The organism is Photobacterium sp. GJ3, assembly GCF_018199995.1.
Lineage (GTDB): Bacteria > Pseudomonadota > Gammaproteobacteria > Enterobacterales > Vibrionaceae > Photobacterium.
Window position 1 is genome coordinate 615,501 of record NZ_CP073579.1, and the last position, 12,159, is coordinate 627,659.

10 protein-coding genes are annotated in these 12,159 nt (G+C 51.4%); 8 read left to right on the forward strand and 2 right to left on the reverse strand.

From position 1 onward, the window contains the following. Positions 1–28: 28 nt before the first annotated feature. Together KDD30_RS19645 and KDD30_RS19650 are read right to left on the reverse strand one after the other, a co-directional pair. Positions 29–1,504, reverse strand: a complete 1,476-nt coding sequence (locus tag KDD30_RS19645; RefSeq protein WP_211651663.1) for a Na+/H+ antiporter NhaC family protein — start codon at positions 1,502–1,504, stop codon at positions 29–31. 26 nt (positions 1,505–1,530) lie between these two features. After that, on the reverse strand, positions 1,531–2,877 hold the full coding sequence (locus tag KDD30_RS19650) for a glutamine synthetase family protein (RefSeq protein WP_211651664.1): 1,347 nt from the start codon (positions 2,875–2,877) through the stop codon (positions 1,531–1,533). A 204-nt stretch (positions 2,878–3,081) separates the two neighbouring features. Between KDD30_RS19650 and KDD30_RS19655 the strand changes: the two genes are divergently transcribed. The 8 genes from KDD30_RS19655 (at position 3,082) to gabT (ending at position 12,008) form a co-directional block, all read left to right on the forward strand. Continuing rightward, on the forward strand, positions 3,082–3,855 hold the full coding sequence (locus tag KDD30_RS19655; RefSeq protein WP_211651665.1) for a gamma-glutamyl-gamma-aminobutyrate hydrolase family protein: 774 nt from the start codon (positions 3,082–3,084) through the stop codon (positions 3,853–3,855). Next, positions 3,833–4,387 (forward strand): HTH-type transcriptional regulator PuuR, encoded by a 555-nt coding sequence (puuR, locus tag KDD30_RS19660; protein WP_211651666.1) that lies wholly within the window; start codon positions 3,833–3,835, stop codon positions 4,385–4,387. Before KDD30_RS19655 ends, puuR begins: the two co-directional genes overlap by 23 nt. Before the next feature lie 70 nt (positions 4,388–4,457). Next, positions 4,458–5,945 carry an aldehyde dehydrogenase gene (locus tag KDD30_RS19665; protein WP_211651667.1) on the forward strand — a complete coding sequence of 496 codons (1,488 nt, stop codon included), beginning with the start codon at positions 4,458–4,460 and terminating at the stop codon, positions 5,943–5,945. 13 nt (positions 5,946–5,958) lie between these two features. After that, complete coding sequence (locus KDD30_RS19670; protein ID WP_211651668.1) at positions 5,959–7,236, forward strand: FAD-binding oxidoreductase; 1,278 nt, start codon at positions 5,959–5,961, stop codon at positions 7,234–7,236. 22 nt (positions 7,237–7,258) lie between these two features. Beyond that, a complete protein-coding gene (gene aguB / locus KDD30_RS19675; protein WP_211651669.1) occupies positions 7,259–8,128 on the forward strand; it encodes an N-carbamoylputrescine amidase in 870 nt (289 codons plus the stop codon). Positions 8,129–8,158: 30 nt separating this feature from the next. Then, positions 8,159–9,262 carry an agmatine deiminase gene (gene aguA, locus KDD30_RS19680; RefSeq protein ID WP_211651670.1) on the forward strand — a complete coding sequence of 368 codons (1,104 nt, stop codon included), beginning with the start codon at positions 8,159–8,161 and terminating at the stop codon, positions 9,260–9,262. Between the two features lie 28 nt (positions 9,263–9,290). Further along, the gene (locus KDD30_RS19685; protein WP_211651671.1) at positions 9,291–10,724 is read left to right on the forward strand and encodes an NAD-dependent succinate-semialdehyde dehydrogenase; all 1,434 of its coding nucleotides are present in this window, start codon (positions 9,291–9,293) and stop codon (positions 10,722–10,724) included. A 12-nt stretch (positions 10,725–10,736) separates the two neighbouring features. Next, positions 10,737–12,008: a 4-aminobutyrate--2-oxoglutarate transaminase gene (gene gabT / locus KDD30_RS19690; protein WP_211651896.1), complete on the forward strand. Its 1,272-nt coding sequence runs from the start codon at positions 10,737–10,739 to the stop codon at positions 12,006–12,008. The last annotated feature ends 151 nt before the right edge of the window (positions 12,009–12,159 follow it).

The following is a 12,159-nucleotide window of genomic DNA, read 5'->3' on the forward strand; positions in this document are numbered from 1 at the left end:
CGTTTTGTTGGGTGCTTCAAGATCGTGATCAGGCAATCACGACAAAGAAGATAGCGGTCGCGACAATCCCGATCAGTGCATAAGGGATCTGCGTCAGGGCGTGTTGCATGGCGGTACAGCCGCTGCCTTGTGCAGAAAGCACAGTGGAGTCACTGAAGAAACAGGAGTGGCTGCCTGCAGCAGAAGCAGAAAGCAGGGCGCCAATCGTAATGGACACCGGGACGCCCAGATGTGCCCCAAGCGGGAAGACGATTGGCATTGCGACGGCAAACAAACCCCAGGACGAAGCCGTTGCGAACACCAGTGCTGCCATCACCAGAAAGATGATTGCAGGGAACATCTCCGCAGACAGCCAAGGGGCGACGGTTTCGATAACGTATTGAGTCAGGCCCAGCTGGTCATTGACATTTTTCAGCATAAAACCGGCAATCACAGTCGCCAGAGGCAGCATCATGATTTTGATCCCGTCATACACGGCTTCAAACATGGTGTTGACTGGCATCAGGCGCTGCAGACCATACAGGAACATGGTAAAGATCATCGCGACGAAAACACCGGCCAGCAGATCGATATCGAAATACCAGCTCGCGGCAACCAGCACGATCATGGGCAGTGCGAAGTTCAGGACACCCATGGTGGAATTCGGATGCGGTTTCACATCTTCACCCATGGCGATATCAACGCCGCCCTCAGGCTGAACCTGGCCATTTTGTGCGCGTTTTTCAGCGGCTTTCATTGCGCCTAGATCCGGGATTTTGCCCATGGCAACCAGGAAGACCACCAGCAGGGTTACCCAGCCGTAAGCCATGTACGGGATAGCTTCGATATAGGCGGTGATGCCTTTACCGGACGCGGCAATATCGTTGTCTTCCAGTAAAGAACTGAAGAAGATTGCCCAGGTTGAAATGGGAAGCAAAATACAGACAGGTGCCGCCGTTGAGTCAACCAGATAGGCCAGTTTCTCGCGGGAGATATTGTAGCTGTCGGTAATCCGCTTCATGGACGATGAAATCGCAATCGCATTCAGATAGTCGTCAATGAAGACCAAAATCCCCAGCACGAAAGTTAGCACCATGGACTGGCGCTTACTCTTCACCTTCGTGACCAGCGCTTCACTGAAGCTCAGAATACTGCCGCCTTTTTCCAGGATGGTAATCATCCCGCCCATCAGACCACAAACCAGAATCAGCCAGGCGATGGTTTCATCCATCATGACCGTCATGGACATATCGACGACATTTCCGACGATCGCTTGCGGATCAATCATGATCAATCCGGCAAGTGCGCCGCTGAACAGCGCCTCCACCGTTCGGTGTGTCAGCAGTGCTACGGCCAGCACAAAAAGTGTCGGTAACAAACTGAACCAGCCGTATGAGGTTCCGGCTTCATGGGTATTGCCGATCAAGGCAAAGGTGCCGATGATGCCTGCAATCGCCAGAATCGCCGACAGACTCTTCATATTTGGCTTTTGCGGTGCATCTAATAAAGGTGTTTTCACTGTCATACAAGAATTCCTTTCTTATCTTTCAGTTACGCTGAATGAAGCATCCAATCGATTTCCAGCGGGGTGACAGCCTTTTCAAAATCGGCCAGTTCGCGCTGCTTGCATGCTAGATAAAGCGAGATAAATGTTTGCGGTAGGTACATCGACATGAGCTCGCTTGATGCAAGCTTTATAAGTGCGTCCGGCATGCGTAAAGGTAACTCTACCGCATTGTCGGCCAGTTGTGGTGGGCATTGCTGTTCAGAAAAATGTTCGCTGGCAAGTACACCCGCTAAAATGACGGACGCAAGGATGTACGGATTCACATCCGCGCCGGCTATACGATGTTCGATTCGTCGGTTGTGAGCGTCACTCATGGGAATCCGAAGGGCTACACCACGATGGTTTTCTCCCCAGTTCGCATGAGTCGGTGTATACATGGAGGCGGAAAAGCGACGATAGGCATTCACGTTCGGGCAGAGTAAAGCCATGGAATCCGGCATCATCGCCAGCATGGCAGCCAGTGTCTGATAATAAAAAGAGCTGGCTTCACCCTGAGCATCGGTGAAAAGGTTGCTGCCTGCCTGATCAACCACACTCAGGTGCATGTGTTTCCCGTTCCCTGCCTCATCAGCAAATGGTTTCGCCATGAAAGTCACATCAAAATCATGGGCCTGTGCGACCTGACGAATCAGTCGTTTCGCCAGAATCACCTGATCACAGGCGTTCAGGACATCCTGCTGATGATTGAAGTTGATTTCGAACTGACCGGGCGCAGATTCAGATAATGCCCCCGAAGTATTTAAGCCTTGTTTGACTGCAGCATCGTTCAAGTCATGAAGGAATTCGGAGTAGTCATCCAGATTCTCGACATTGTAAACATCTGAACGATATTCACGGTCATGATGCACCGGGTTCAGCGGAGGCTGGATTCCGCCTTCAGTATCACGCTGTTTATCAAGCAGGTAAAACTCTAGCTCAATCGCCATCACGGGATACCAGCCTTTGCTGCGAATCTGGTTCATCAGATTTTCAAGCATGGTTCTGGGCGACAGCTCGATGGGCTGCTCACTTTTTGCGTCCATCATGGTCAGCATGATTTGAGCGACTTCGGGATTAAAGGTGGGGGTTAGTGTCCCCGGAATCGGGTAGCAGATATGATCCGGTTCGCCCAAGGCTTCCCCTAATCCTGCTTCTTCGACCACATTGCCTTCAATGCTCAGAGAAATCGTAGAAAGCGGGAGGTAAACCCCTTTTTCTACTTTTTCAATGCTTTCAATCGGAATACGTTTGCCTCTTGGCGTTGCATTGATGTCTGTAAAAATCAGATCGACAAACTTCGCTTTGGGCCATTTTTGTTTAAAATTTTTAACTTCTGTTTTAAATCCGTTCATTCACGAAACACCTCGTGTGGATACATCCTGTAACTTATATTTAACAGTTAAACGATAAATGGCAATAATTGTGCGCAAAATGTTCGAAATATCGAACGTTGATCAAATTTTAGTAACAATAATGTAAATTGTGTGTTGATTTTCCTTCGTACTCTAAGCTAGGTTTGTTCAATAAATCGAACACGTACTGCAGGAGATATGCGAATGAATGCAACACAGACTGGTCCCGTGATTGGCGTTGTATGTTGTCAGAAATCACTGGATGGGTATGCCATTCAAAGTGTGAATGAGTTCTATCTCAATGCAGTCAAACAGTTTGGTGCAAACCCTGTATTGCTGCCGGGCGGTTCAACAGAAGCTGAACTGAAGCAGTTACTGAGCCTGGTGGATGGCGTGCTGCTGACGGGCAGCCATTCTAATGTTGCACCGCATCGCTATGGCGCAACGCACGAAGAAGCGAAGAAAGATGAAGGACGCGATGCACTGTCTTTTGCGCTGATTGATTTCTGTATCCGGCTAGAAGTACCCATTCTGGGGATCTGCCGTGGTTTTCAGGAAATGAATGTGGCGCTTGGCGGAAGCCTGCATCCGAAAGTTCATGAAGTCGAAGGCTTTCAGGATCACCGCGAAAGCCCGCTGAATGATATGGCATTGAAGTATGCGCCGGCCCATTCGGTAAATATTTCGGACAACGGCACCTTTGCACAGTGGTTGGCACCGCTGGATAACATTCAGGTGAATTCATTGCACGGACAGGGCGTGAATCAACTTGCGCCCAGTCTGACGATTGAAGCGGTTGCCCCCGATGGATTGGTTGAAGCCTTTAGTTTACAGGCCCACCCATTCTTTATCGGTGTGCAGTGGCACCCAGAATGGCAAGCCGATAAGAACCATTTTTCACGGATTTTGTTTGATCAGTTTATGATATCGGCTTCTGACCGAAGGAGCCTTAAAGATGGAAACAGAGTTAATTGGTAAAAAAATCGCACAGCTGAGAAAAGAGCACAAACTGTCGCAGCGTGAACTGGCGGAAAGAGCAGATATCACGCACAGCGCAATTTCATCGATTGAAAACAGCAAAGTCAGCCCGTCGGTCAGCTCGCTGCACAAAATTGTGAAAGTGTTTGGCATGTCCCTGTCGGAATTTTTCACACAGGACCAGACACCCGACGGTCGCCCCGTGGTGATCAGGCCTGAGCAACTGATTGAAATGGGGAATGAGCAGGTTTCGATGAAGCTGGTCTGCGATGGCCGAAAAGACAGACAGATGGGATTTCTGATTGAGCTGTATCAGCCTCATTCCAGTACCGGTCTGATTAGTATTAAACACGAAGGTGAGGAGAGCGGTACCGTTATTGAAGGTGAAATTGAACTGACGCTGGGTGATAAAACTTATGTTATCCGCGAAAGTGAAAGTTACCTGTTCGATACCAGTATCCCGCATAAGTTTACCAATAAAACAGACAAAATTTGCCGGATCATCAGCGCACATACACCGGCGAGTTTCTGATCACCAACAGGGAATAGCCTTGCGCTTCTGTCCTGACGGGGATCGCGTCTGAACCTCAAAAGGACAGCGTATGTATACTCAACAGCAATGGACAGCACGGAAAGAACAACTCAACATCGAAAGCAGGGCATTCATCAATGGTCAGTACCAAAATGCCCTGAGTGACCAAACTTTTCCGGTCATCAACCCGGCCACCGATGAACACATTACAAGTGTTGCCCGGTGCGATGCAAAAGATGCCGCTGCTGCCGTTGAAATGGCCCGAAGTGCATTTGAACGGGGTGACTGGCAGCATCAAAGCCCGGCACAGCGCAAAGCAGTCCTGATGGCATTCGCCGATCGGATTGATCAGGAACGTGAAACACTGGCTTTACTGGAAACACTGGATACCGGGAAACCGATCAGCCACAGTTACAGCACGGACATTCCCGGCGCGGCCGCTGCCATCCGCTGGTACGCTGAAGCCATTGATAAAACCTACGGCGAAGTAGCAACCACGGAAGTGAATGTCCATGCCTATATCACGCATCAGCCGATTGGCGTTGTCGCCGCAATTGTTCCCTGGAATTTTCCGCTCTGGCTGGCCTGCTGGAAATTAGGCCCGGCGCTTGCGGCCGGGAACAGTGTCATTCTGAAACCTTCTGAAAAATCTCCGCTGACCGCGATTCATCTGGGCAAGCTGGCGCAGCAGGCCGGGATTCCTGACGGTGTTTTTCAGGTGTTACCCGGCTTCGGGCATGAAGTGGGGGATGCGCTGGCCCGTCATCCTGATGTCGACTGTATTACTTTTACCGGATCAACCCGTGTTGCCCGTCAGCTGATGATTTGCGCTGGTGAATCGAACATGAAGCGTGTCTGGGCTGAAGCGGGCGGCAAAAATGCCAACATCGTGTTCGCGGATTACAAAAATCTGGACAAGGCGGCAGCCGAAACCGCTGCAGGATGTTTTTACAATCAGGGGGAAGTCTGCGTCGCTGCAACCCGTCTGTTGGTTCACGCGAGCATTCATGACGCCTTTGTCGAGAAAGTGATCGCAGCGTCAGCAGCGTTTACGCCCAAAGATCCGCTGGATCCGGCTTCATCTATGGGTGCGCTGATTGATCAGGCGCATAAAGCCAAAGTACTCGATTATGTTGCTCAGGGGGAAGCGGCAGGAGCCAGCGTGCTGTGCGGCGGTGATGTTGCCGGTCAGGGGGCGTTTGTTTCCCCGGTGGTTCTGGGAAATGTGACGAATGAGATGTCGGTCGCCCGGGAAGAAATCTTTGGCCCTGTTCTCTGTGTGATTCCATTCGAAACGGAAGAAGAGGCCATTGCCATTGCCAATGATTCCCCTTACGGCCTGGGCGCGGCCCTCTGGACATCGGATCTGGACCGCGCACACCGGGTTGCCAGACAGCTTCAGGCGGGATCCGTCTGGATCAACAACTACAACGAAGGTGATATGACAGTACCGTTTGGCGGCTTCAAGCAAAGCGGTAATGGTCGGGATAAATCACTGCATGCCTTAGAGAAGTTCACGGAAGTGAAAACAACCTGGCTTCGTCTTGGTTCGTATTAAAAGGAGTTTTACTGTGATTGATCATACCGGTTCTTACTACGCCTCAACGGCGAACTTTACCCGCGAATTTCCAACGCTGACAGACAACATTGAGTGTGACATCTGTATTGTCGGGGCGGGATTCAGCGGACTGTCATCCGCGCTGCATCTGGCTCAGAAGGGCTTCAAAGTGGTTGTACTGGAAAGTGCAAAAGTCGGATTTGGCGCAACGGGCCGAAATGGCGGCCAGATTGTGAACAGTTACAGCCGAGACGTGGATGTGATTGAAAAGCGCTACGACAAAAAAACAGCGGATGCGCTGTGTAACATGATTTTTGAAGGCGGCGATATTATCCGTGGCCTGATTCAGGACCACAATATCGACTGTGATTACAAGCAGGGCGGATTGTTTACCGCGCTGAACCAGAAACAACTTGATGGCCTGAAACACCATAAAACCAACTGGGAACGATACGGCAATGAAGACCTGCGCATGCTCGACAAAACCGAGCTGCAAACCATGGTCGGTACTGATGTCTATGAAGGTGGTTTGCTGGACATGCGTGGCGGCCATATTCATCCGCTGAAACTGGCTCTGGGTGAAGCTGAAGTCATTCTGGGTCTGGGCGGACAAATCTTTGAGCAGTCTGCAGTGACCCGGATTGAGAAAGGTGCGAAGCCTGTCGCGCATACGGCACAGGGCTCAGTGAAAGCGCAATATCTGGTGCTGGCGGGCAATGCTTATCTGGGGGGACTGGCACCGAACATCAGCAATAAAGCCATTCCTTGTGGTACTCAGGTGGTGACCACAGAACAGCTGTCTGACGCCATGTGTGATGAGCTCCTGCCTCAGCGTTACTGTGTGGAAGATTGCAATTACCTGTTGGATTATTTCCGCATCACAGCAGACAACCGCATGCTCTTTGGCGGTGGGGTTGTGTATGGCGCCCGTGATCCGGAAGACGTCGAAAAGCTGATTCGACCGAAGATGGAGAAAGTCTTCCCGCAGTTGAAAGGCGTGAAGCTGGATTATGCCTGGACGGGTAATTTCCTGCTGACTTACTCCCGCATGCCACAGTTTGGCAGTTTTGCCGACAATATTTATTACCTGCAAGGATACAGCGGCCATGGTGTGACCTGTACACATCTTGCCGGCAAATTGCTGGCAGAAGCACTGACCGGCCATGCAGAGCGTTTTGATGCATTTGCGTCTCTACGTCATTACGCTTTCCCGGGCGGACGCCATTTCCAGGTGCCGTTTACCGCGCTTGGAGCCGCTTACTATAACCTCCGCGATAAGCTCGCGATCTAAGGAACGGAAGAGGAAAAGAACCATGTCGAAGACAGTGACTTTTGCGTCTGTGCAGCTTGCGATGTCATGGGATATCGAAAACAACCTGAAGAAAATTGGTGATGCCGTGAAAGAAGCGGCATCAAATGGCGCTAACGTGGTGGTTTTGCAGGAACTGTTTGCCGCCCCTTATTTCTGTAAAAAGCAGGTCGCTCAGTATTTTGATCTGGCGGAAGCAACCGACAGCAGCCCGCTGATTCGCCAGATGAGTCAGCTGGCTCGCGAGTATAACGTTGTCATTCCTGTCAGTTATTTTGAAAAAGCCGGGAACAGCTTTTTTAATTCGCTGGTGATGATCGATGCCGATGGCACGGTTCTGGATAATTACCGTAAATCTCATATCCCGGATGGCCCGGGTTACAGCGAGAAGTTTTACTTCAGCCCTGGTGATACTGGCTTCAAGGTGTGGGAAACCCAATTTGGGACGTTTGGTGTCGGGATCTGCTGGGATCAATGGTTTCCTGAGCTGGCTCGTTGTCTGGCACTGGCCGGTGCGGAAGCGATTTTCTATCCGACAGCGATTGGCTCGGAACCACAGGATCCGACGCTGGATTCACGGGATCACTGGCAGCGGACGATGCAGGGGCATTCCGCAGCGAATCTGGTCCCCGTGATTGCCGCCAACAGGACGGGTGTTGAAACCGACGACGGCATTGAAACGACGTTCTATGGTTCGTCATTCATCACGGATCACACCGGGAAGAAGCTGGCGGAAGCGGATCGTCATGAAGAAACGATTATTTACGCCACCATTGATCTGGCAGCGACTGCAAAAGCACGTTACAGCTGGGGGTTGTTCCGGGATCGTCGTCCGGATCTTTATGGCCGAATCAACTCACTGACCGGTCAGTAATTCTGACAAGCACAGGAAAGGAAGTTGGCCATGGAATTACAGGGCACCCCATCACAACACGGTTTTTATTTCCCTGCGGAGTTCGCCCCGCAGGAACAGGTTTGGCTGGCATGGCCGGATCGACCCGATAACTGGCGAGAGAATGCGAAGCCAGCGCAGCTCGCTTTTGTTGAAGTCGCGAAGGCCATCAGCCAACATACCCTTGTGTCCGTTGCCGCAAGTCCGAATCAGTTTCTCAATGCGACTCTGATGTTGCCTGAGCACATCAACGTTGTTGAGATGCCTCTGAACGATGCCTGGATGCGGGACATTGGTCCGACGATTGTGATCAATGATGCGGGTGAGCGCCGTGGGATCAGCTGGCAGTTTAATGCCTGGGGGGGCGATGTTGATGGACTCTATGCGCCATGGGATGACGACGACCGGGTCGCTGCACAGGTCTGTGAGCTATTGACGTTGGATCATTACCGGGCACCTTTTGTGCTGGAAGGGGGCGCGATTCATACCGACGGGGAGGGCACCCTGTATACCACAAAAGAATGCCTGTTATCTGCCGGACGAAATCCGCATCTGACCCAGGCTCAGATCGAAGCTTATCTGGCGGAATATCTCTCGGTTCAAAAGATCATCTGGTTGCCGGATGGATTGTTTAATGATGAAACAAACGGCCATGTCGATAATCTGTTACACGTGATTGCCCCGGCCGAAGTGGTGCTGAGCTGGTGTGACGATCCGGATGATCCGCAATACGAGATTTCACGACGGGCACTGGCGGTACTCGAAAATTCAACCGATGCTCAAGGACGAGTGATCAAAGTACACAAAATTCTGATCCCCGGACCCTTATTTCTGAGTGAGTCTGAAGCGGCAGGCATTGATGCTTCCGAAGGGATGAAGCGAGAAGCCGGGGAACGTTTAGGGGGCTCGTATGCCAACTTCCTGATGTGTAATCAAAAAGTGTTTCTGCCTTTACTTGATTCAGCGCGTGACCAGCAGGCCATTGATATCCTGAAAGCGGCGTTACCGGACTACGAGATTATTGGTATTCCCGCCAGAGAAATTCTGCTGGGTGGTGGCAATATTCACTGTATTACACAACAAATCCCTCAAGCACTTGCCAGCAAGACATGCTGACAAACCAGAGAAAACACAAGGTTTACTTATGCAGCAAATTCAAAATCCAAAATTGCTCACTTTTATATGCGAGCCGTCTGACACTTCGCTGGCCGTGACCAACCCTGCGACCGGTGCTGTGCTGTGCCATATTCCAACCCAGAATGAGGCTGAGATTGTTGCGGCCATTGAGCGCGCCAATATCGCGCAGAAATCCTGGGCAAAAGCCAGTGCGAAAGCACGCGCGGCGATTCTTCGTCGCTGGTATGCGCTGGTGATGGAGAATCAGGACGATCTTGGCCGACTGATGACGCTGGAGCAGGGCAAGCCGCTGGCAGAAGCCAAAGGTGAAGTGGCTTACGGGGCCAGTTTTATTGACTGGTTTGCGGAAGAAGCCAAACGCACTTATGGCGACAGTATTCCGGGACCAACAGCGGATAAACGGATCGTGACGGTGAAGCAGCCTATTGGTGTGACCTGTGCAATTACGCCATGGAACTTCCCGATTGCCATGATCACCCGGAAAGCGGCCCCGGCACTGGCCGCTGGCTGTAGTTTTATCTGTAAACCCGCAAATCAGACACCACTTTGTGCGTATGCAGTTGCCGAGCTGGCTTACGAGGCTGGCGTACCACGCGATTTGCTGCAGGTCGTTGTGAATGAATCATCAAGCTTGGTAGGCAAGGTGTTTACCGATAGTCCGGTGATTCGCAAGCTATCTTTTACCGGCTCAACCCGGGTCGGCAGCCTGCTGATGAAACAGTGTGCGGACAGTATCAAACGGACCTCAATGGAACTTGGCGGCAATGCGCCATTTATTGTGTTTGATGATGCGGATATCGAGCTGGCCGTGAAAGGTGCCGTGGCATCGAAATTCCGGAATGCGGGCCAGACCTGTGTCTGTGCAAATCGTTTCTACGTTCATGATGGCGTGTATGACCTGTTCATCGAGAAATTTAAAGCGGCTGTTGAAGCGCTCAAAGTGGGAGATGGACTGGAAGACGGGGTCACCATTGGCCCGGTGATTGATGAATCCGCCAAAGAGAAAATCATGCATCTGGCGGATCATACCGTGGCGCAGGGCGCAACTCTGGTGACGGGCGGCAACCCGCTCGCGGGGCTGTTCGTTCAGCCGACCATTTTAGCCAATGTTACCCATGACATGGATATCGTACAGGAAGAAATTTTCGGTCCGATCGCGCCTGTGATTCGCTTCAGCAGTGACGACGAACTGATTCAGATGGCGAACGATACCATCTACGGTCTTGCGTCTTACTTCTACAGCCAGAACATCAACCGGATCTGGAAAGTTGCGGAAGCACTGGAATACGGCATGGTTGGAATCAACGAAGGCATGATTTCAACGGAAGTTGCGCCGTTTGGCGGCGTGAAACAATCCGGGATCGGACGTGAAGGTGCCAAGCAAGGCATCGATGAATACATGGACATTAAATATCTCTGCTTCGGCGGCATTCAGGCATAAGGAAGGTGAATGATGAGTAATCAAACATGGCAAACGCGTAAACAGCAGGTGATTGCACAAGGCATGGGGAATCTGAGTCCTGTCTATGTTGAAAAAGCAAAGAACGCTGAAATCTGGGACATCGAAGGCAATCGGTATATCGATTTTGGCTCGGGGATTGCGGTGAACAATACCGGTCACTCGCACCCGCGGATTGTTGAAGCGGTCAAATCGCAACTGGAGAATTTTTCCCATACGTGTGCGATGGTCACGCCTTATACCTCGTTTGTTGAACTGGCAGAGCAACTGACCGAACGTGCGCCGGGCCCAAGCGCGAAAAAAGCGGTCTTTCTGACCACTGGTGCTGAAGCGGTTGAAAACGCGATGAAAGTTGCGCGTGCCCACACCAAACGTACCGGTGTGATTGCGTTCAAAGGCGGCTTCCATGGCCGGACAAATCTGACCATGGGGTTAACCGGGAAGGTCGCGCCTTATAAAGCCGGGTTCGGTCCTTTCCCGGGGGAGATTTACCACGCGCCTTATCCGAATGCATTCCACGGGATCAGTATTGAAGACAGCCTGCAGGCCATTGAAGACTTGTTTGCCTGTGATATCGAGCCTTCCCGTGTTGCCGCAATCATCTTTGAGCCCGTACAGGGAGAGGGAGGCTTTTACCAGGCGCCACCAGCTTTTGCGCAGGCATTACGTGCCCTGTGTGATCAACACGGCATTTTGCTGATTGCGGATGAAATTCAAACTGGTTTTGCACGGACAGGTAAACTCTTTGCGACTGAGCATCTGGGCATTGAGCCGGATCTGATGACCATGGCCAAAGGGATTGCTGGCGGGTTCCCGATTTCCGCTGTCGTTGGTAAGGCGGACATCATGGATGCTGCGGGTCCGGGTGGCCTGGGCGGAACCTATGCCGGTTCGCCTTTGGGCTGTGTGGCTGGTCTGGAAGTGCTGAGCATTATCGACGAAGAGCAACTGTGTGAGAAAGCACAAAAGATTGGTGAAGTGATGACCCGACATTTCCGGGCACTTCAGTCTGACTTTCCAGTGATTGGTGATGTCCGGAATCTGGGCGCAATGATTGCTGTCGAGTTCGTGGATCCGCAAACTGGTGCGCCACTGGCTGATTTGACCAAATCTCTGGTTGCTCAGGCCCGTGAAGAAGGCGTAATCCTGCTGTCTTGTGGTGTCAAAGGGAATGTGATTCGTTTTCTGCCTGCACTGACCATTGAAGACAGTATTCTGGAAGAAGGGATTGAGAAAGTGAGCAAAGCATTGGCCGCTTTGGTCTGATTGCCTCAGCGATTCTGACCATTTTTCAGGCCATCACAGAAACCGCTCGGAGATTTTCGGGCGGTTTTTTTGTGCAATCAGACTAAATCACTGCTTTTTATACGATTTTCATCGTTCATACATATTAGCTTCATCAAAGTGTCACCGGATG